Below are 20,071 nucleotides of genomic sequence, written 5' to 3'. Positions count from 1 at the left end.
CCGAGGTTCGAGTACGGGCACGCCGTCGACCTGCGGGCCTTCCGGCGGGCCTTCGTCCACGATGGGCCGTGGCGGCACCGGCGGGCTGCTGCGGTACGGCAGGGTCCGGAAATTCCCTGCGGGAATTCCGGGAAGGGGTGTCGGATCGGGGCGGAGCTGTTCGTTGTACGAGTGAGCGGCCGCCCGCGAGGGGTGCCCCGAAGCACAGGAGATGTTCCGAGATGCAGTACATGGTTTCCGTGATCTTTGAAGAAGCCGGCCTGGCCACCCCGGAGGAGGACGCCGCGATCGACGTGTTCAACGACCGGCTGGTGGCCGAGGGCCACTGGGTCTTCGCCGGCGGCCTCGGTGCGCCCGGCACGGCCACCGTGATCGACAACCGGGGTGGGGAGGCGATGTTCACCGACGGGCCGTTCGTGGAGTCGAAGGAGTTCCTCGCCGGTTTCTGGATCATCGAGGCCGCGGATCTGGACGTGGCGCTCAAGCTGGCCGCCGAGGGGTCGAAGGCCTGCAACCGGAAGGTCGAGGTGCGGCCGTTCCTGTGAGCGGGGTCGACGTACGGGAGGCGATCACCCGGGCCCACCAGGAGGAGTGGGCCCGGGTGGTCGCCTCCCTGGCCAGGCGCTTCGGTGACCTCGACATCGCCGAGGAGGCGGCGGCCGAGGCGTTCGTGACCGCCGTCGAGCACTGGCCGAGCGACGGTGTGCCGCCCAACCCCGGCGCCTGGCTGACCACCACCGCCGCCCGCAAGGCCATCGACCGGATCCGGCGCGAGAACAGGCGCGACGACAAGCAGACGGAGGCTCAGTTGTTGTCCGACGACGGCCCGCCCGAGCCGGTCGGCCCGGTCGGGGACGAGCGGCTCCGGCTGATCTTCACCTGCTGTCACCCGGCGCTGGCGATGCAGAGCCGCGTGGCGCTGACGCTGCGGATGGTCGGTGGTCTGACCGTGCCCGAGATCGCCCGGGCCTTCCTGGTGCAGGAAGCCGCCATGGGGCAGCGGATCACCCGGGCGAAGGCCAAGATCAAGGTGGCCCGCATCCCCTATCGGGTGCCGTCCGAGCAGGACCTCCCGGCACGCGTCGGCGGCGTGCTCGCGGTCCTGTACCTCGTCTTCAACGAGGGCTACCTGGCGACCGGCCCGGACTCCGATCCGGTCCGTCCGGATCTGACCGCCGAGGCCGTCCGGCTCACACGCCTGCTCCGGACCCTCGTGCCGCAGGACGGCGAGGTGGCCGGGTTGCTGGCGCTGATGCTGCTGGCCGAGGCCCGCCGTCCGGCCCGGGTGTCGCCGAGCGGTGAACTGGTCGCCCTCGGCGAGCAGGACCGCGGCTCCTGGGACGGGGCGCTGATCGCCGAGGGCCACCGGCTGGTGCGCGAGCGACTGGCCGCCGGGACGGCCCCGGGGCGTTACCAGATCCTCGCGGCGATCAATGCCGTGCACACCTCCGCCCGCGATGTCCGCGACACCGACTGGTCGCAGGTGCTCGCCCTCTACGACCAGCTCGTCCGCCTCGATCCCTCGCCGGTCGTCGCCCTCAACCGGGCCGTCGCGGTCGCCGAGATCGACGGCCCCCAGGTGGCACTCGCGGCCGTGGACCGGCTGGCGGAGGCCTTGGACGGTTATCACGCCTACCATGCGACCCGCGCCGACCTGCTGCGCCGGCTGGGCCGCAGTCAGGAGTCGCGCGCGGCCTACGACAGGGCCGTCGCCCTGGCGGGCAACACCGCCGAGACCGCCTACCTGACCCGCCGCCGCGACCAACTGGGGTAACGGCCTTCCGGTGGATGCCGGGACGTACGCGACGTGCCCTCCGGTGGATGCCGGGACGTACGCGACGTGCCCTCCGGTGGATGCCGGGACGTACGCGACGCCGGTGCGGCCGGGTAGCCTGCCGCACCGGTGCGGCAGGCTACGGCCTTGCCTCCGCCCACAGGCCCACCGGCACCGTTCCTGCTGTTCCTCTTGTTCCTGCTGTCCCTGCGTCAGGTGCCGTCGGACTTCGGCGGAGCAACGCCGGTGGGCGGCGGGACCGGCCGGCTCGCGCGCCGCCGCGGCCTCGGAGCAGACCGTCGGGCCGTGCCCGCCTCCCGTCCCCGGGGAGAGAACGGCTGCCGGTGCGGGCGTAGCGGGCGCGCGCACCGGCAGCCCGGTGGATGGCAGGATCGCCGCCCCTCAACGGCTCACTGCCGCCGTCCCGGCTCGGATCCCAGCCGCCGCCGTTGTGCGAGGTGCGGCAGCTCATGGGGGGAACCCTCGGCGTGACGGAGTCTCACGACTCCCGCGGGTGCGGTGGATTCGTCCCGGCCCCTGGCCGGGCCCGGCCAGGACGTGGCCAGTTTTGTGAGGAATCATGCCCCGCCGGGTGTTCCAGGGCAGCCCGGCGGGGCGGTCGAGGGTGCCTCCCGGCGCAGGGGTTGAACACCCTCTTCCATAGTCAGCATTTTCCAACATTTATCAACGAAAGGCAATAGTCCACGGGGTCGCCCAGTGGACCCCAAGAGCCGCGCACCGCCTACGTCGAGCCGTCGGACCGGTCTCGCAGGGGCCCCGGCAATCCATCACGACCGACCGGAACCAACGACAGGAGGGCAACGGCGAGCCCCGGGGCAACAGATTCGGACCTCGGCCGCCGCCACCCGCGCCCCCATTCCCCGGACCTACCTACCGGCCGTACTACCTACGGTGCCCGCACGCTCTGCGGGAACCGTGTCGGTTCGGTGTCCTCACCGGTGTCGGAGCCGACCTGCGCGGAGGGCGGAATGGAAGCACCCGCAGGCCCGGTCGCGACCGGGCCCAGGACCCGCCGGACGGACCGGCCGGTCGGATCCGGCGGCACGTCCCCGGGGCCGCCGGGCGTCGTGGAGCCGCCCGCCGCAGGTGATCCAAGCCGAGAGATGGAGCTGACCGATGGACTCCGAAATCCCCGCCGCCCCCTTCGCGCCGGCCCCCCGGGAGGTCGGCGCGCGGTGCTTCGACGCGGTCGCCCGCCTCCGACGTCGGAACCGTCCGCACACTGCGGATTGTCTCTGCAGTACATTCATGCCGACGGACGACACTCTCGACGGCGGGTCTGGGGATCTGGTGGCTGATCAAGGACTTCTCGCGCATCAGCGCCGCGCGCTGATCATGGAAGCGATCCGGCGCGACGGTGCTGTCCGCGTGTCGGAGCTGGTGGAGCAGCTGGGCGTCTCGGACATGACCGTCCGGCGCGACCTGGACGCGCTGGCGCGCAGCGGCGACGTGGAGAAGGTGCACGGCGGCGCCGTCGGGCTCGTCGGCCGCACCGGTGACGAGGTCGGGTTCGCGGCCAAGAGCGGCCTGGAAACGTCTGCCAAGCGGGCCATCGCGGAGGCCGCGGCCCTGCTGGTGACACCCGGCAGCGTGGTCGCGCTGGGCGGCGGCACCACGGTGCACGCGGTGGCCGCCAAGCTGGTCTCCGTACCGGGGCTGACCGTGGTGACCAACTCCCTGCCGATCGCGCAGCTGCTGGAGTCCGAGAGCGTCAAGGGCCCGACCTCGCCGTCGGTCCTGCTCACCGGTGGCGCACCGACCCCCTCGCAGGTGCTGGTCGGACCGCTCGCGGACATGGTGATCGCTTCGTTGCACGTGGACCTGCTGATCCTGGGGACGCACGGCGCCTCCGCCCGGGCCGGTCTGACCACCCCGAACCTGGCCGAGGCGCAGACCAACCGGGCCCTGATCGGGTGCGCCCGGCGGGTCGCCGTGGTCGCCGACCACACCAAGTGGGGCGTCACCGGCCTGAGCAGCTTCGCCGGGCTGCACGAGGTGGACTACTTCGTCACCGACGCCGGCCTGGCGGCGGAGGACCGCTCGGCCCTGGCGGAGGTGGTCGGCGAGCTGGTCGTCGCGGAGGCCTCCGACGCCGGGGGGACGGACGCGCTGCCCGGTTAGGCCGCGGCCTGCCCCGACCGGGCACGCCCCCAACCGGCTCGGGTCGACTCCCGACCTGCGCGGAGCGGCTCGGACCGACTCCCGACCGGCTCGGGCCGACTCCGGACCGACTCCGGACGGGCTCCGGACAGGCGAAAGCCGCCGGCGCCTGCCGACTCGCGGCGCCGGCGGCCCCGGGTCCGCGGTCGGGCCGACCCTCAGCGGCCGTCGGCGGTCCCACCGCCGGCAGGGACCACGGCCCGCGCGACTCTGCGGGGCCGGACAGCTGGTCCGCCGGGACGGTGCCTCGATCCCCGCGGCGTACGCGGGGTCGATGGGGGTCCCCCACCGGCGATGTCAGGGCAACCGGTGGGGGACGTTCGGGGCGGTCAGGACCGGCGTCCGACCTTGACCGCGCTCCCGAATCTACAACATTTTCGAACACTTTTAAACTCAATGCACCACACTGATATCTCGGCGCTCCCCACGAAACGGCCCGGTCGACCAGGTCGGAGGCGAGCCCGCGACGGTCCGGAGGGGACGCCCGCGCCGCGCCCCGAACGGACCTCCGGGACGGACCCGCCAGGACGCCGGGCAGGGACCGGCGAGCACGGCGGGAGATCCCGGCCGTCACCCCGACCGCCCCGCGTCAGGGGCGCGCGCTCCCACCCCCGTTAATCGGCCATTCTCATCCCATCCGGTGCCGCACCATTCGTGTGCGACAGAGTCGCCGCTACGTTGTCAGGACGCCAGTGACGGACGGCCCCCGCCGCCCGCCACCGCCCCACGGAGGTGTTCCGCATGCAGGTGATCCTTGATCAGGACCGTTGCTGCAGCTCGGGCCAGTGCGTCCTGACCGCGCCGGAGGTGTTCGAGCAGAGTGACGAGGACGGTCTGGTGACACTCCGCCAGGAGCACCCGGCGCCGGGCCTGCACGCCGACGTCCGGCTGGCCGCCGTGCTCTGCCCCGGCGGCGCCATCACCGCGAGCGAAGCCGCCGGGGCACCGTGACATCCGCCGCGCCCGCCGACCGCCCGGTCCGGGTGCCCGGCGCCGCGTGGCCGGCAACGGAAGGACTCATCGTGACGACCACACCCACCGCGCCCGCCGCCCTCGCCCTCCCCGCCGCCCACGGCAGCTGCCCCTTCGACCCGCCGCCCGCCTACGACCAGGCCGCCCGCCAGGGGACGGTGACCCCGGCGGAGCTGCCCGACGGCGCATTCTGCTGGCTGGTGACCGGCCACCACGAGGTCCGCACCGTCCTGTCCGACCCGCGCTTCAGCGCCGACGCCCGGCACCCCGGCTTCCCCTTCCTCACCCCCGGCCGCCGGGCGCTGGCGGTGACCAACCCGAGTTTCATCCGGATGGACGACCCCGAGCACGCCCGGCTGCGCCGCATGGTCACCAAGGACTTCCTGGTGCACCGGGTGGACGCGATGCGCCCCGGAATCCAGCGGATCGTCGACGAGACCCTCGACCGGATGACCGCCGCGGGCGCGACTGCCGACCTGGTCACCGACTTCGCGCTGCCCGTCCCCTCCCTCGTGATCTGCCTGCTGCTGGGAGTGCCGTACGAGGACCACGAGCTGTTCCAGGCGCAGAGCAGGACGCTGCTCGACAACCGTGCCACCCAGTCGGAGGTCGAGGCGGCCCAGCGCCGGCTGATCGACTACCTGACCGAGCTGGCCGCCCGCAAGAAGCGGGAACCCGCCGACGACATGCTGAGCCGGCTGGCCGCCCGCGAGGACGTCAGCCCCGCCGAGATCGCCTCCACCGGGCTGCTGCTGCTCGTCGCGGGGCACGAGACCACCGCCAACATGACCGCGCTGTCCACCGTCGCGCTGCTGCGCCGGCCGGAGCAGGCCGCCCGGCTGCGGGCCGATCCGGGGCTGGTCCGGGGCGCGGTGGAGGAGCTGCTGCGCTACCTGACCATCGTCCAGTCCGGGCTGGCGAGGGTGGCCGTCGAGGATGTGGACCTCGGCGGCACGCTGGTCCGGGCCGGCCAGGGTGTGCTCGCGATGCTCTCCACCGCCAACCGGGACGAGGAGCTGTTCGGCGCCGCCGACGAGCTGGAGGTGTCCCGCGACGCACGCCGGCACCTGGCCTTCGGCTTCGGCGTCCACCAGTGCCTCGGCCAGCCGCTGGCCCGGGCCGAACTGCAGATCGCGCTGGAGACCCTGCTGCGCCGGCTCCCGGGGCTGCGGATCACGGTGCCGGAGGAGCAGCTGGTGTTCCGCGGTCACTCGGTGGTGTACGGCGTGGACTCGCTGCCGGTGGCCTGGTGAACCCGGTTGGCCCGGATGCCGGGCCGGAGGCACCCTGGGGAGAGGCACAGACCCGGCCCGGCGACCGCCCGCAGCGACGGCCGGCCTCGGCCGGCCGAGGCGAGGGAGTTCGCGATGTCGGACATGAGCGCACGGTCACAGGCGAGCAGCGACCAGGACGAGGACGTCCGCGCGGCGGACCCGGAGGAGGGCATCACCTCGATGCAGAACATGCACGCGCAGGAGACGTCGCAGGCCGAGGGCGACACCTACGAGGAGCTGGAGGGGCGGTCCTGAGCGCCGTGGCGGGGCCGCCGCCGCGTGCCGGCGGCGGACGGACGACGGGTTCCGGGCGGCCCGCGAACGGCACCGGTCGGCGGACGCGGTGCGGTGGTGGCGTGCGCCGGACCGGGACGAAGGGCCGGGAGTTCCCGCGCGAGCGGGTCACGCGGTGCGAGGTGTGCGGGCAGACGGTACCGGGCGGGCAGGCGGTGCCGGACGGACGGACGGTGCCGGGCGGATCGGCCGGCCGGGGCGGTGAGGTTCGATGAACACCTGGGCGACCTGGACCACGCAGAGCATCATCAGCGGCCCCGGCGGCGTGGAGACGGCCGAGGTCGGCCCGATCTCCGGCGACCTCACCCTGCACACCACTTGGGTGGACGGCGAAGCCCGGCTGACGGTGCAGTACACCGGCGCGCTGGACTGGTACACGGTGGTCGGCAGCCCCGTTCCGGCGGGCGACGAGACCACCGCCCGCGCCATCCACCAGGCGATGGTGGTCGCGTGCAAGGCGGGCCACGGCGCGCACGCCCCGCAGGCCCAGGAGCAGTAGGAGAGGCAGCGACAGCGACCCGGCCGGTACGGGAGCCGGCCGGCCGCGGGCAGCAGCTGCCGGGCGGCCGGCTTCTGCTGCCCGCGGCCGGGCGCGACCCGGCCGAAATGACCGGGCCGGAGGGGGTCCGGCGCGGTGCCGGACGGCGGGTCCGGCCCTTTCCGTTCCGGGTCCGGCCCATTCCGTTCCGGGTCCGGCCCTTTCCGTTCGGGGTCCCGGTGCGACCGGCGTCCCGATGAGTTCGGGGTCCAGGTGCGACCGGCGTCCCGATGAGTTCGGGGTCCAGGTGCGACCGGCGTCCCGGTAGCGGTCAGCCGCGCTTCTTCCGGGCCACCGGCCGGCCGCCGGCGGGGCCCGGGGCGGGGGCCGCGGCCGCCCAGTAGCCGGCGTCGAGCGGCCGGCGGCCACGCAGGTCGGCCCGGACCTGCCGGGCCAGCTTGCCGGTGTCGCGGCGATTGATGTGTGCCCCGATGCCGGCCCCGATCAGCAGCGGGGCCAGCGAGGGCAGCCGGCGCAGCGAACTGCGGGTGAGCCGCTGGCGCAGCCGCCCCCGGACCTCGCTGCCGACCGCCATCGCGGCCAGCCCGGCGGGTTTCACCAGGAGTGAGGAGTCGATGCCCCGCCGGTTCGCCCAGGCGGTGACGTAGGCGGTGGCCCGCTGCGAGCCGTTGCCGGGGGCCGGTACGCCGTAGACCTCGTGCAGTTCGGCGATCAGCTTGATCTCCACGGCGGCCACGGCGAGCGTCTCGGCGGCGATCTCCACCGCCATGGCGGGCGGCACCGGCAGCATCGCGGCGGCGCCGACGCCCGCGCCGAGGGCGGCGGAGGCCTTGCAGGCCCCGGAGGTCAGCAGGTCGGCCAGCTGTTCCGGGTCGGCGACGTCCGGGTGGTGCGTGCGCAGCGTGGCCAGGTTCCGGACGGGGATGCGCGGCGCGGCCACCAGCAGGCGGTCGGCGAGGGCGCGACCGCCGAATCCCGCGCCCTTCGCCGCCACCCGGCCACCCCGGCCGAGCTGTTTGGCGACGGCGCCGACCAGCCGGGCGGCACGCTGCCGGCCGCGCTCCTGGACCAGCGCCGCCCCGACCACGCCCCCGGGGGCCGGGCCCTCCCCGGCGGGCCCGGCGGCCTCGGGCAGCCCTGCCGGTGCGGCGGATCCGTCCGGGGCGGCCTCCGCCGGGCGCCGTTCCATCCCCTCGACCAGCTCGGCCAGGTCCTCGGCCAGCCGGCCGGGCGTCGGTTCGCCGGTGTCGGCCGTACGGCCGTCCGGCTCGCCGGACCGCTTGGGCTTCCAGAAAAGTGCCATGCCCTGCGCCTACCCGAACCGGTGCGCGGGCACGCCTGGGCCGGGGCGACCAATGGGCGTGGCCACCCTTCCGGCCCGGCGAGGAGGCGCCGCGGGGAGGCCGACGGGGTGAACGGGCGGGACGGCGTAGGAGGCACCCCGGCCGGGCCGAGGTCGCGCTCTCAGTCGCTGATCTCCACCCCGCGCCAGAACGCCACCCGGTCCCGGACGTGGGCCGCCGCCGGCGTCGGGTCCGGGTAGAACCAGGCCGCGTCCGGGTTGCTGGCGCCGTCCACGTGGACGGTCCAGTAGCCGGCCGTGCCCTTCCACGGGCAGACCGTGGTGGTGTCGGAGGGCCGCAGGTGCTCCACCCGGACGGACGCGAGCGGGAAGTAGTGGTTGCCCTCGACGACCGTGGTCTCGTCACTCTCGGCAATGATCGTGCCCTGCCAGCGCGCAGTTGTCATGCGCCGATTCTGCCCGAGGGCGGCCTTGCGCGTGGCGGAACGCCGACGGGGCCGCCGCCCGCGGCGCCGGTGGCCCGTCCGGGCCGACCGCCCCGGACGGGCCGTACGTCCCCCGGGCCGGCGACGCTGCCGGCCCGGGGGACGTACGGGTGGGTTCGGGACTGCGGGCGTACGGACGGGGTCAGGACTGGGGCAGCGGCTCGGCGTGCACGGGGAGGTGCGGGGACTGGTGGCCGCCCGAGGCGAGCATCCGGACCTCCCCGGAGTCGCTGATCTCGGCCCGCACGATGCCCGACGCGTCCTCGTAGACGGGGTGGCCGCCGGGGCCGGTGGCGCTGGTCCAGGACACGATCACCACATCCTGGGGGGCCTGGGTGCCAGGCGTACCGGGGAACGTCAGCGCGTACCGCTTCTCGTCGCTCATGAACAACCTCCTCGTGCACCCGACCGGATCCGACCGAGCCGGACAGGACCTAGGCCGACTGTTCCACGCGGCCGGCCGATCCGCGCACCTCCAGTTCCCCGAGCAGGCGGGCGGTGGCCTCGGCCACCGCCTCCACGGCACGGTCGAAGGCCTCACGGTTGTGGGCGGCGGGTGCCCGGAAGCCCGACACCTTGCGAACGTACTGCAGGGCGGCGGCGACGATGTCCTCGTCGTGGACCTCGGGCGTGACAGGTGGCCTCAACGTCTTGATACTGCGACACATGTCCCCAGTCTCGCGCGTGGAAGGCCCGGCGGCCAGCGCCCCGGCCGGATCCCCCCGCGGACCGGGCTCGGCCGTTCGGACTACTGTCGCAGCGGCGGGTACGGCAGTTCGGGGCGTCCGGGCCGGGCGCACCGTTGGCGGCCCGCCGGGGGATCGTCGCCGGGCCTCCACCGGGCCCGTCGACGACCCGGAGGTGTCCGGAGCGCGCTCGCGGCCGTATTAAGATTCTGAACGAACAAACCCCTGCTCCGCACGGCCTGCCGGGCCCGGCGCAGCACCGCGGCCCCAGGCCCGCAGCCGTCCCTTCCGCCCCTGTTCCACTCCCGCCCACCCGCCCGCACACCCGGGCCGGGCAGACCTGCACCAGACCAGCTTCGTCAGTGCTGCCGGAGCCCAACAGCCCGTGACCGGGCGTCACCCGGGAGACCGTCATGCCACTGGCGCTCGTCGCGCTGGCGATCACCGCCTTCGCCATCGGCACCACCGAGTTCGCCGCCATGGGGCTGCTCCCCCAGGTCGCGGACGACCTCCAGGTCTCCATTCCGCAGGCCGGCTGGCTGATCTCCGCCTACGCGATCGGCGTGGTGATCGGCGCGCCGCTGCTGACCGCGGCGGCGGCACGGATGCCCCGCAAGGCCGTCCTGGTGGGCCTGGCGGCCCTGTTCACCGTGGGCAACCTGCTCTGCGCGATCGCCCCGAACTTCTGGCTGCTCGCCGCGGCCCGGCTGGTCACCGGCCTGCCGCACGGCGCGTTCTTCGGGGCCGGCGCGGTGGCGGCCGCCGAACTGGCCGCCCCGCACCTGCGGGCCCGGGCGGTGGCTGTGATGTTCTCCGGGCTGACCATCGCCAACGTGGTCGGCGTGCCGGCCGCCACCCTGCTCGGCCAGCAGTTGGGCTGGCGGGCCACCATGCTGGTGGTGGTCGCCATCGGCGCGGCCGGCACCCTGGCCATCGCCCGGCTGGTGCCGCAGCTGCCCGCCCCCGAGCGGGCCGGGCTGCGCCACGAACTGACGGCGTTCCGCAGCGGGCAGCTCTGGCTGGCGCTGGGCACCGTCGTGTTCGGCTGCGGCGGCTTCTTCGCCTGCTACAGCTACATCACCCCGCTGCTCACCGAGGTCTCCGGGTTCGGCACCGGTTCGGTGACCGGGGTGCTGGCCCTGTTCGGCGTCGGCATGACCGTCGGCAACATCGTCGGCGGCTACGCGGCCGACCGGGCGCTGCGACCGGGCATCTGCGCGTCCTTCGTGCTGCTGGCGCTGACCCTGGCCGCCTTCTCGGTGACGGCCCGGTCCGAATGGTCGGCGGCCCTGACCGTCGTCCTGGTCGGCCTGTTCGGCTTCGCCATCGTGCCCGGGGTGCAGACCCTGGTGCTGCAGAAGGCGCGCAACGCCCCGACCCTCGCCTCGGCCACCGTCCAGGGGGCGTTCAACCTGGCCAACGCGCAGGGGGCGTTCTTCGGCGGGCTGGCGATCGACGCCGGACTGGGCTGGACGGCGCCGCCGCTGGTGGGCGCCGGTCTGGCCGGGATCGGCGCGCTGATCGCCGTGCTCGCCTGGGCCGCCGACCGGCGCCGTCCCGTCGACCCCGCCGGGCCCGGGGCGGCCGACGGGACGGCGGCCACCGCCTCCGCGGCCGTGGCGGTGGCGGTGGCCCACTGACGGCCCTGCACCGGAGCCTCGCGCCGCCGGCCGGCTCGTCGGCACGTCCTACGGCGTCAGCTGCGCCATCCGTTCCATGGCCGACAGGGCGGCGTTGAGCTCGGGGATGTTGGCCCGCAACGCCTGGCGCTGCCGCTCGGGGCTCTCCCGCACGGCCTGCTGCCATTCGGCCTCGGTCGTGCGGAGGGCGTTCTCGACGAGCTCGATCGACGCGTTCAGCACCGCCATGTTCCCCGCGTAGTTGGGGTTCGCCTGCATGGTGTCGCGATACGTGTCTCGCTCGGTCCGATACGTCGCGACACGCTCCCGGATGTTCACCCAGGTTTCGGTGACGTCCTTCACCATGTTCTCCAAGGTGAAGGTACCCAGGCCGCGTTCGCGGTCCAGCGGGGCGTAGTCCACCCCGAAGTTGTGGACCATGTCCATGACTTCATGGAGCGTGTGATAGGCGAGCTTGAAGGTGTGGTCGTAGTCGAGCCGCCAGAAGGAGAAGATCCCCCAGCCCAGTGCCTCCTTCTCCCGCACGCTTCCGCCCGCCCACTGCGCCAGGTTCTCCATCCGGACGGTGGTCATCGAGGCGCCGGCCCAGACGGGGATCTTGTTCTTGCGGGCGAACTTGGTGCTGGCCTCGTTCTCGTCCCGGGTGGAGGGCAGTCTGGGGGCCTGACCGCGGTCCTCGGTCGAGCCGGCGCGCGCTCCCCGGAAGTCCACCGAGGTGGTACTGCGGTTGGTGCCCTGCCCGGGCTCGGGCAGCTGGTTCATACCGGCGCGGTCGTCGATCCAGGCCCGCTGACCGCCGAAGTACTCCATCAGGTCGTGCAGGGCGATGATCTTGTCGCGGAAGCTGTACGCCTGCGGGTCCTTGAGAAGCTCGAGCACGTTGTAGTTGATCGCGCTCCTGGCCATCCTGCTGTTGGTCTTCTCCAGGTCGGAGAAGTACTTCTGGTAGTGCCCCAGGTGCCCGCCGGTGACGCTGCTGATCCCGGTGCGCAGTTCCTCGGCGATCTTCGTGGGCAGGTCGGGGTCGCTCCGCCCCAGCTGGCCGGATTCCGTCATCACGTTGAGCTTGAGGCGGACCTTCGTCAGCAGGCTGTCCAGGTAGATGGAGATCTGCGGGTTGTTCTGGACCGCCTCCGCGGCCAAACGCTCGCGGTGCCGCTCGGGTTTGGCCTCGACCCAGCCGAGCAGGGCACGGGCCAGCTCGGCGTAGTTGGTGTAGGTGCGGTCCTGGCGCTTCGTCCCGAAGACCGCGTGCGGTTGCGAGGGATTGGCCTTGGGCGTGGTGTTCAGGTTGCCCGCGTCGTCGAGGATCCACTTGTCGAGCTGCTTGAGGATGGCCTGGTTGTTGGCGTTGACCCTGGTCAGCGTCTCCGCGTCGAGCGGCGCGTTGCACACCTCCGTGAAGACCCGGTGGACCACGCTCCGGTCCGTCCTGGCCGTCGCCGTCAGGTCGACGTTGGCGACGGTCAGCTGCCGCTGGACCGGCGCCGAGACGGACGGGCCCCGCGACGCCGCCGGCGCCGAAGCCGAAGCCGACGCTGGGGGCCCGCCGGTCGGTACCGGGCCGGCGAGCGCCCGGGTGGCATTGGCCTCCGCGGCGCGTTCGAAGCTGTCGGACGGGTCGCTGACGCTCAGCCCCGAGCCGTTGTCGGTGCCCGACACCGGGCCGGAGCGCTGCTGGACGACATGGGTGAGTTCATGGGCCAGGGTGTGCCGGTCGGAGCCGCCGTCGCCGATGACGACATGGCTCCCGGAGGTGAACGCGCGGGCGCCGATCTCGGCGGCGGAGCGCTGGGCGGCAACACCGGTGTGCAGGCGGACGTCCGAGAAATCGGCCCCGAGCCGGGCCTCCATCTCCTCGCGCACCGGTCCGGCGAGCGGTGTCCCGGCTGAACGCAGCACCTCGGGAACGGCGGAGCGCTGCACGGGCGCCTGATGTCCGCACCCCGCGTCGTGGGTGTGCCGCGCCTGCGCGAGCAACTGGACGACGGCCCCGTTCCCGGCCGCCCGCTGCAGGGCCAGGATCGCGGCGGCGGACCCCGGCGCCTGCGGACCCTGCCGGGTGGCCGCCGGCTGACGGGACCCGGCGGGCTGCCGGGCCGACCGGTCCGGGGCTGGCCTGTCCTCTGCACGCATGTGCCTCTCCGGTCCTTGAATCGAGCACGGGAGGAGCAGCGTGGCATGCGGGACCGGGCCCGTGACAGGGCCGTCGGGGCAGTCTTCAGGGCAGGGTCGGCAGTCCCTTCCCGGTCCGCGGGCCGGGGCGCGGGAGGCGGCGCCAGGTCGGCCGGACCCCGCCCGGGAGCCGGCGTGGCGGATCCTGACGCGGCAGGTCCCGCAGTGGCCATGTCTGGAGTGGCCGTTTCTGCAGTGTCGGGCCCCGGGCATGGCAGGCCCCCGGACATGGCGGGGCCCCGGACATGGCGGGGCCCAGGCGTGGCAGGCCCCGGTGTGGCGGGTCAACCCTGGAGCGGTTCGATCCCCCGGTGGGCCTCGGCCAGCAGCCGGTACCCCGCACCGTTGGCCTTGATACCGGCCAGTTCCTCCTCGCCGACCTCCCGCCGCACCTTGGCAGGCACGCCCGCGACCAGCGAACCGGGCGGCACCACCATGCCCTGCGGTACGACCGCGCCGGCGGCCACCAGCGAACCGGCCCCGATCCGGGCGCCGTTCAGCACCGTCGCCCCCATGCCGACCAGGACGTCGTCCTCCACCGTGCAGCCGTGCAGCACCGCGTTGTGCCCCACCGAGATCCGCTCGCCCAGCCGCAGCGGGAAGCCGGGGTCGGCGTGCAGGGTGCAGTTGTCCTGGATGTTGGTGCCGGCTCCGACCGAGATCGGGCCCGCGTCGCCGCGCAGCACCGCGCCGTACCAGATGCTGACGTCGGCGGCGACGGCCACCGAGCCGACCACCACCGCGTTGGGCGCGACGAACACCGAGGGATCCAGCTGGGGCACCAGCCCCGCGACCGCGGCGATCAGCGGCTCTGCCATGTCTCGTCCTCCTGCTCCGACCGGTGGGGCCATGATCGCACCGGTGGCTGCGGCGGCCGACGGCAGGTCACCCGGCGGCGGGCTGCCCGGGCACGGGAGCGGGACGAGCGACAGGGAGGAGGCCGGGAGGTGAGCTCGGGAGCGGGGCCCGGGCTGTCAGGCGCCGGGGCCCCGCCGTCAAGGTCAGGCCACCGGGGCCTTCACACGGAGCACCTCGACGAACGCCCGGATCCAGGCCGGGTGGTCGGGCCAGGCACGGGCCGAGACGACCACGCCGTCCACCACGGCCTCGCCGTCCACGAACTCGCCGCCGGCCGCCGTGACGTCCGGCTGGAGCGCCGGGTACGCCGCGCTGCGCCGGCCGTTCAGCACACCGGCGGCGGCCGTGATCAGCGGGCCGTGGCAGATCTGCGCGACGGGCTTGTCGGTGTCGAAGAAATGCTTGACGATCCGCTGCAGTTCGGGATTGTTGCGCAGGTACTCCGGGGCGCGGCCGCCCGGGATGACCAGGGCGACGTAGTCGGCCGGGTCCACCTCGTCGAAGGCCAGGTCGGCCGGCCAGGTGTAGCCGGGCTTCTCGGTGTAGGTGTCGAAGTCGTCCACGAAGTCGTGGACGACGAACTGCAGCCGCTTCCGGGCGGGCGCCGCGATGTCGACCTGGTACCCCTCCTCCTGCAGGCGCTGGTAGGGGTAGAACACCTCCAGCGACTCCGCCGCGTCACCGGTGACAAGCAGGATCTTCGATGCCATCGCTGAGCAAACCTCCATGATCGACCGTCGGACGTGCCGGTGCGCGGCCGGTGACGTCGCCGGCCGTGACGGAGATCAACCTTCCCTACCGGGACCGGCGCGCAACAGGGCGCACCGGATCACTCGAAGCACGCGGACCCGCGGACGCGCCGGGGGCGTCGGGCGCGCGCCCCGTAGAATCCCGCGGCATACACCGCTCCCAGGAGGGATCACCCCGATGGCACCGCAGCCCGCCTACCTCGTCCTGCCCGGGTACCAGAACTCCGGCCCCGGGCACTGGCAGAGCATCTGGGAGCGCGAGGACTCCGCCTTCCGCCGGGTGGAGCAGGAGGACTGGGACCATCCGGACCCGGACGCCTGGACCGACACCCTGCAGCGCGCCGTGACCGGCCGGCCTGGCCCGGTGGTACTGGTCGCCCACAGCCTGGGCTGCACCACCGTCGCCCGCTGGGCCGCCCGCACCCCGGCCGCCGGACGCGCCGGGGTGCTGGGGGCCCTGCTGGTGGCACCGCCCGACGTCGACCGCGCGGAAGTCCCCGAGATCAAGGGGTTCCTGCCGGTCGAGCTCCAGCCGCTGCCCTTCCCGAGCATCGTGGTCGCCGGCAGCGACGACCCCTGGTGCGCCCCGGAGCGCTCGCGCCTGTTCGCGGACAGCTGGGGCGCCCGGTACGTCGACCTCGGGCCGGTCGGGCACGTCAACGCCGGCTCGGGGCTCGGTTCCTGGCCCGAGGGCCGGGCCCTGCTCGACGCGCTGACCGCCTGACGGAGCGGCACCCCGAGAGCGGTCTCAGGACGGCCCGAAGGCGTACCCCGCGAGACCGGCCACCAAGGCGTTGGCGGCCGCCCCGGCGGCCGAGGCCGCGAAGAACTGCGCCCCCGCCGTCCGGTCCGGAAGCGGCCACAGCACCGTCGCCACCAGGAACCCCGGCATCGTCCAGAGCACCAGCGTCCCGCGCAACCCGGCCCCGGGCCGGGCACTCCCGCGCGCCGGCTCGCGGCCGGCACCGGCGGTCAGCAGCAGGTAGCCGGCGAGGTAGCCGGTGGCCGGCCCGGCGCCGGCGAGGAGAGCGAGCATGCTGTGCGCCATGCCCGTCATCCTGCCCGGCCCGGCGGCCCGGCGCCTGAGTACGGGTACTCAACATCAGTCACCCACCGGGCCGTCGGGCCCCGCGCCCGGATCGATGGCGGGCGAAGGACCGGTGCGCGCGGCGGCGGCCGATTTTCTCCCGCCGTTCGTCGGGCGGCCACCCGGCGAGCGCCCGGCCCTTCTAGTCTGCGGGCGACACCGACAACAGCGCGGACAGGGAGCATCCATGACGGACCGCCCGATCACTGGCACCGGCAGTCACGACGACGAGACCGGCGGGACGGCGAGGGGCGGCGCCACCCCGGCCGGCGCCTCGCGCCGCGGGTTCCTGCGCGCGGCCGGCGCGGTCGGGCTCGGTACCGTCGCGGTGGCCGCCGCCGGCGCCGGCGAGGCCGCCGCGGCACCCGCCGACCCGTCCGCCGACTCCTCCGGCGGTGAGGGCGGGCGCGCCGCCGGCACCACCCCGCCGGTCCGCACCGGTACCGGCCTCGACCGGCTCCCGCACCCGCTGGTGATCGGCCACCGCGGGGCCAGCGGCTACCGCCCCGAGCACACCCTCGGGTCCTACGAGCTCGCCCTGCAGCTCGGGGCCGACGTGATCGAGCAGGACCTGGTGCCCACCAAGGACGGCCAGCTCGTCGTCCGGCACGAGAACAACATCGCCGAGACCACCGACGTCGCGGACCATCCGGAGTTCGCGGCCCGCCGGACCACGAAGACCATCGACGGCCAGAGCCTGACCGGCTGGTTCACCGAGGACTTCACCCTCGCCGAGCTGCGCACCCTGCGGGCCAAGGAGCGGCTGCCGCAGCAGCGCCAGCGCAACACGCTGTACGACGGCCGGTGGCCGATCCCGACCTTCCGCGAGGTGGTCGACTTCGCCGAGAAGCGCTCGCGCACCCTCGGCCGGGACGTCTGGCTGTACGTCGAGACCAAGCACCCCAGCTACTTCCGCTCGATCGGGCTCCCGCTGGAGGAGCGGCTCGCCACCGAGCTGCGCCGCGCCGGGCTGGCCGGCCGGCGCGGCCGGGCGATCCTGCAGTCCTTCGAGCCGAGCAGCCTGCAGCGGCTGGCCGCACTGGTCGAGAACCCGCGGGTCCAGCTGCTGGGCGACGCCGCCTCCCGGCCGTACGACTTCGTGCTCGCCGGGGACACCCGCAAGGTCGCGGACCTGGTCACCCCGACCGGTCTGCAGTGGATCGCCTCCTTCGCGCACGGCATCGGCCCGACCACGCAGCTGATCGCACCGGTGGACGCCACCGGCAAGCTGCAGCCGCCGACCACGCTGGTGCCCGACGCCCACCGGGCCGGCCTGGTGCTGCACCCCTACACCGTGCGCAACGAGAACGGCTTCCTGCCCGTGGACCACCGGCGCGGCACCGACCCGGCCGCGTACGGGGACGCCCTCAGCTGGTCCAAGTACCTGTACGAGCTGGGCGTGGACGGGTTCTTCACCGACCAGAGCGACACCGCGGTGCTCGCCCGGGCCGACTTCTGGGCCTCGCACGGCGTGCACTGAGCCCCGCTCCGGAGCGGGCCCGGGCGGGCGGTCGTTCGACGACGGCCCGCCCGGGTCAGGTGTCCACAGGCCATGAGGGCCTGTGGACTCCGGTCGCGCGGGGGTGTGGTGCTGTCGCGGGGCTGAGGTCAGGCGGTCGGACTGCCGAACCAGCGGCCGGCGGCGTGCCGGAACGTCTCGGGACCGCCGTCCGAGCCACGGTCCTGGGCCCAGGCGACGACTCCGTCGGGGCGCACGAGTACGGCGCTGTACCCGAGGTCGTCGGCGGCCGGCCCGGCGGCGTGGTGGATGCGGTCCTTCCAGGCCGTGGCCGCGTCCTTCAGGCGGCGGTCGGTGGTGAAGTCGAGGACGACGCCGTGTCCTTGGTGCAGCAGGTCGGCCAGGCGGGTGCCGTCGGCGAGGTGGAAGTCCGGGCCGGTGCAGCCGACCAGGGGCAGGTCGCTGCCCAGGTCGTAGCGGTGGGCCAGTCCCGAGGTGTTGCGGAAGACGTGGGTGGCCCCGTCGCGGGTGTCGAGGAGGCCGGTGAGCAGCTTGCGCAGGGCGGGGGTGTTCGGGCCGGGCTGCATCGTGGCCACCTGCGCGCGGGACCAGTCGAGGACGGCCGCGCCGACGGGGTGGCGTTCGGCGGTATAGGTGTCGAGCAGGCCCTCGGGCGCGGTGCCGTGAACGGTGGCGGCCAGTTTCCAGCCGAGGTTCATCGCGTCGCCGAGCCCGAGATTCAGGCCCTGGCCGCCGAGCGGGGAGTGGATGTGGGCGGCGTCGCCGGCGAGCAGGACGCGGCCCTGGCGGTAGCTCGTGGCCTGCATGGCGCGGTCGGTGAAGCTGGAGGCGAGGTGGACCTCGTTCAAGGTCGCGTCGGTGCCGCTGACGCGGCGCAGCACCGACTGCAGGTGTTCGCGGGTCAGTGGCTGCGAGCGGTCGAAGGCCCCGCCGTCGAAGTCCATCATGCCCAGGTGCCCCTCGAAGGGCGTGCGCAGGTACATGCCGGTGGGCGTGTGCCGGAACCCCATGCCCAGCTGCTCGGGGTCCGCGAAGTCCACGCGGGCGACGTAGCCGGTGAACAGCGGTTCGGTGCCGACGAAGGCGAAGCCGGCCAGCCGGCGCACCGTGCTGCGTCCGCCGTCGCATCCCACGAGCCGGCGCGCCCGGTACTCGTGGCCGCCCGCCCGTACGGCGACGCCGCCCCCGTCCTGGGTCAGGGCGTCCAGCCGGGCACCGCGGACGATCCGGGCGCCGAGCCGGGCCGCGCGCCGCTCCAGGACGCTTCCGACCGCGTCGAGGCTGGTCATGATGCCCTCCATGGCCGGGCCGGGGAGCCTCAAGGAGTGGGCGCCGGGGTCGATGCGGCTCGCGTCGACGGGCAGGCCCGCGAAATGGCTCACGTCGCGCGGGGCCGTCGATCCCTGCGGATCCGCGCCGACACGGGCCGCGTCGACGCCCGAGGCGTCCAGCAGCTCGGGCAGCGTCCCGCGGCGGTGGAACGCCTCGACCGAACCGGCGTTGAGGCCCCGTAGGCCCAGCGGGAGCCGCTTCCAGGCGGTGGCGGGCTCCGGGTCCTGCTCCAGCACCACCACCGAGCAGTCGGCCAGCGCGAGTTCGGCGGCGAGGAACAGGCCCACCGGGCCGGCCCCCACGATCATCACGTCGTACATCTGGAACCTCCTCGAGCTGGAACCCCGCGCATCGTGCGGGGTTCTCCAGGGGGCCGGGGCCGCGAGCGGCGGGCCGACAACCTTCATGGAGCATCGCTCCAATATTGGAACGGTACTCCAATATGGAGCATCACTCCAACCCTGGCATGATGGAGCTATGGGCATGCAGACACAGCAGTCGCAAAGACGCAGGCAGGTGCTCTCCCGCGAGCGCATCGTCGAAGCAGCCGTCGAGCTGCTGGACTCGGCCGGGCAGGACGCCCTGACCGTCCGGGCGGTGACCGAGCGCCTCTCCACCGGGGCCGGAGCGATCTACCACCATGTCGGCAACATGGGTGAGCTGCTGACCGCTGCGACCGAGAGCGTCGTCGTCGGCGCCCTGGCCGCACGCCCCGACCCCGCCGAAGCCCCCAGGGCCGCCCGGGCAGCCGCGGAGGAGATCCGTGGTGTCGCACTGGCCCTGTACGACGCGGTCTGCGCGCACCCGTGGCTCGCGACCCAGCTCGCCGTGCAGCTCACCCGCAGCCCCTGGGGGGCGGTGACACCGCGGGTCTTCGAGAGCATCGGCCGACACGTGCGCACGCTGGGCCTACCAAGACGTGACTGGTTCGCCGCGACCTCGACGCTGGTCCACTACATCCTCGGCGCCACCGCCCAGAACGCCCAGGACCCCGGCGACGCCGGCCGAGGCACCGGCTCCGGGGCCGAGCCGGACCGTGCCGAGTTCCTCGGCTCCGCCTCCCGGGCCTGGCAGGCCCTGGACCCCGAGGAGTACCCGTTCATCCACGACATCGCCGAGCAGATGCGCGAGCACGACGACCGGGAGCAGTTCCTCACCGGCATCGACCTCGTCCTCGCCGGCATCGCCGCCACCCGCCCGGCCGCAGGCCCCGGCCACCACCCCCGGGCCGGATGACCGACCCCGCCCCCGCACCACCTGCCGGCGAAAGCGCCCCGAATCC

General features: G+C 73.9%; 19 protein-coding genes and 1 pseudogene. 11 read left to right on the top strand and 9 right to left on the bottom strand.

Going from position 1 to position 20,071, the window contains the following annotated elements; all coding sequences use genetic code 11:
* Positions 1–221 precede the first annotated feature (221 nt).
* From OG689_RS37430 to OG689_RS37400, 7 genes are all read left to right on the top strand, one after another.
* A complete protein-coding gene (locus tag OG689_RS37430; protein WP_266325902.1) occupies positions 222–545 on the top strand; it encodes a YciI family protein in 324 nt (107 codons plus the stop codon).
* Positions 542–1,774 (top strand): DUF6596 domain-containing protein, encoded by a 1,233-nt coding sequence (locus OG689_RS37425; RefSeq protein ID WP_266325900.1) that lies wholly within the window; start codon positions 542–544, stop codon positions 1,772–1,774. Before OG689_RS37430 ends, OG689_RS37425 begins: the two co-directional genes overlap by 4 nt.
* Positions 1,775–3,082: 1,308 nt before the next feature.
* Complete coding sequence (locus tag OG689_RS37420) at positions 3,083–3,916, top strand: DeoR/GlpR family DNA-binding transcription regulator (RefSeq protein ID WP_266327721.1); 834 nt, start codon at positions 3,083–3,085, stop codon at positions 3,914–3,916.
* A gap of 780 nt (positions 3,917–4,696) precedes the next feature.
* Positions 4,697–4,906: a ferredoxin gene (locus OG689_RS37415; RefSeq protein WP_266325898.1), complete on the top strand. Its 210-nt coding sequence runs from the start codon at positions 4,697–4,699 to the stop codon at positions 4,904–4,906.
* A gap of 71 nt (positions 4,907–4,977) precedes the next feature.
* The gene (locus OG689_RS37410; RefSeq protein WP_266325896.1) at positions 4,978–6,180 is read left to right on the top strand and encodes a cytochrome P450; all 1,203 of its coding nucleotides are present in this window, start codon (positions 4,978–4,980) and stop codon (positions 6,178–6,180) included.
* A gap of 123 nt (positions 6,181–6,303) precedes the next feature.
* Positions 6,304–6,456, top strand: coding sequence for a hypothetical protein (locus OG689_RS37405; RefSeq protein ID WP_266325894.1), 153 nt, complete (start codon positions 6,304–6,306; stop codon positions 6,454–6,456).
* A gap of 250 nt (positions 6,457–6,706) precedes the next feature.
* Positions 6,707–6,994, top strand: a complete 288-nt coding sequence (locus OG689_RS37400; RefSeq protein ID WP_266325892.1) for a hypothetical protein — start codon at positions 6,707–6,709, stop codon at positions 6,992–6,994.
* A gap of 310 nt (positions 6,995–7,304) precedes the next feature.
* Here OG689_RS37400 and OG689_RS37395 read toward each other — a convergent pair whose 3' ends face one another.
* From OG689_RS37395 to OG689_RS37380, 4 genes are all read right to left on the bottom strand, one after another.
* A complete protein-coding gene (locus tag OG689_RS37395; protein ID WP_266325890.1) occupies positions 7,305–8,297 on the bottom strand; it encodes a hypothetical protein in 993 nt (330 codons plus the stop codon).
* Positions 8,298–8,458: 161 nt separating this feature from the next.
* Positions 8,459–8,743, bottom strand: a complete 285-nt coding sequence (locus OG689_RS37390; RefSeq protein ID WP_266325888.1) for a DUF427 domain-containing protein — start codon at positions 8,741–8,743, stop codon at positions 8,459–8,461.
* A gap of 181 nt (positions 8,744–8,924) precedes the next feature.
* Positions 8,925–9,167 carry a DUF6296 family protein gene (locus OG689_RS37385; protein WP_266325886.1) on the bottom strand — a complete coding sequence of 81 codons (243 nt, stop codon included), beginning with the start codon at positions 9,165–9,167 and terminating at the stop codon, positions 8,925–8,927.
* Between the two features lie 49 nt (positions 9,168–9,216).
* Positions 9,217–9,450, bottom strand: coding sequence for a DUF2277 domain-containing protein (locus OG689_RS37380; protein ID WP_073923665.1), 234 nt, complete (start codon positions 9,448–9,450; stop codon positions 9,217–9,219).
* Positions 9,451–9,881: 431 nt separating this feature from the next.
* Here OG689_RS37380 and OG689_RS37375 point away from each other — a divergent pair, with 431 nt between their 5' ends.
* Positions 9,882–11,108, top strand: coding sequence for an MFS transporter (locus OG689_RS37375; RefSeq protein ID WP_266325883.1), 1,227 nt, complete (start codon positions 9,882–9,884; stop codon positions 11,106–11,108).
* A 1,575-nt stretch (positions 11,109–12,683) separates the two neighbouring features.
* On the opposite strand, the pseudogene OG689_RS37370 reads toward OG689_RS37375, so the two are convergent.
* The 3 genes and pseudogenes from OG689_RS37370 to OG689_RS37360 form a co-directional block, all read right to left on the bottom strand.
* Positions 12,684–13,244, bottom strand: a pseudogene (locus OG689_RS37370) (DUF4157 domain-containing protein); the annotation flags it as partial.
* 323 nt (positions 13,245–13,567) lie between these two features.
* Positions 13,568–14,101 (bottom strand): gamma carbonic anhydrase family protein, encoded by a 534-nt coding sequence (locus tag OG689_RS37365; RefSeq protein ID WP_266325881.1) that lies wholly within the window; start codon positions 14,099–14,101, stop codon positions 13,568–13,570.
* Between the two features lie 183 nt (positions 14,102–14,284).
* Positions 14,285–14,851 (bottom strand): DJ-1/PfpI family protein, encoded by a 567-nt coding sequence (locus OG689_RS37360; RefSeq protein ID WP_266325879.1) that lies wholly within the window; start codon positions 14,849–14,851, stop codon positions 14,285–14,287.
* 217 nt (positions 14,852–15,068) lie between these two features.
* Here OG689_RS37360 and OG689_RS37355 point away from each other — a divergent pair, with 217 nt between their 5' ends.
* On the top strand, positions 15,069–15,614 hold the full coding sequence (locus tag OG689_RS37355; RefSeq protein ID WP_266325877.1) for an alpha/beta hydrolase: 546 nt from the start codon (positions 15,069–15,071) through the stop codon (positions 15,612–15,614).
* Between the two features lie 24 nt (positions 15,615–15,638).
* Here the strand turns inward: OG689_RS37355 and OG689_RS37350 are convergent, their stop codons facing one another.
* Positions 15,639–15,938 carry a hypothetical protein gene (locus OG689_RS37350; RefSeq protein ID WP_266325875.1) on the bottom strand — a complete coding sequence of 100 codons (300 nt, stop codon included), beginning with the start codon at positions 15,936–15,938 and terminating at the stop codon, positions 15,639–15,641.
* Positions 15,939–16,164: 226 nt separating this feature from the next.
* On the opposite strand from OG689_RS37350, the gene OG689_RS37345 reads away from it, so the two are divergent.
* A complete protein-coding gene (locus OG689_RS37345) occupies positions 16,165–17,457 on the top strand; it encodes a glycerophosphodiester phosphodiesterase (RefSeq protein ID WP_266325873.1) in 1,293 nt (430 codons plus the stop codon).
* Between the two features lie 128 nt (positions 17,458–17,585).
* Here OG689_RS37345 and OG689_RS37340 read toward each other — a convergent pair whose 3' ends face one another.
* On the bottom strand, positions 17,586–19,109 hold the full coding sequence (locus OG689_RS37340) for an FAD-dependent monooxygenase (protein ID WP_266325871.1): 1,524 nt from the start codon (positions 19,107–19,109) through the stop codon (positions 17,586–17,588).
* A gap of 157 nt (positions 19,110–19,266) precedes the next feature.
* Here OG689_RS37340 and OG689_RS37335 point away from each other — a divergent pair, with 157 nt between their 5' ends.
* Positions 19,267–20,025, top strand: a complete 759-nt coding sequence (locus OG689_RS37335; RefSeq protein ID WP_266325869.1) for a TetR/AcrR family transcriptional regulator — start codon at positions 19,267–19,269, stop codon at positions 20,023–20,025.
* Positions 20,026–20,071 lie beyond the last annotated feature (46 nt).

The sequence above is a fragment of the Kitasatospora sp. NBC_00240 genome (genome assembly GCF_026342405.1).
GTDB lineage: Bacteria > Actinomycetota > Actinomycetes > Streptomycetales > Streptomycetaceae > Kitasatospora.
This window is presented reverse-complemented; position numbering and strand designations above follow the sequence as displayed.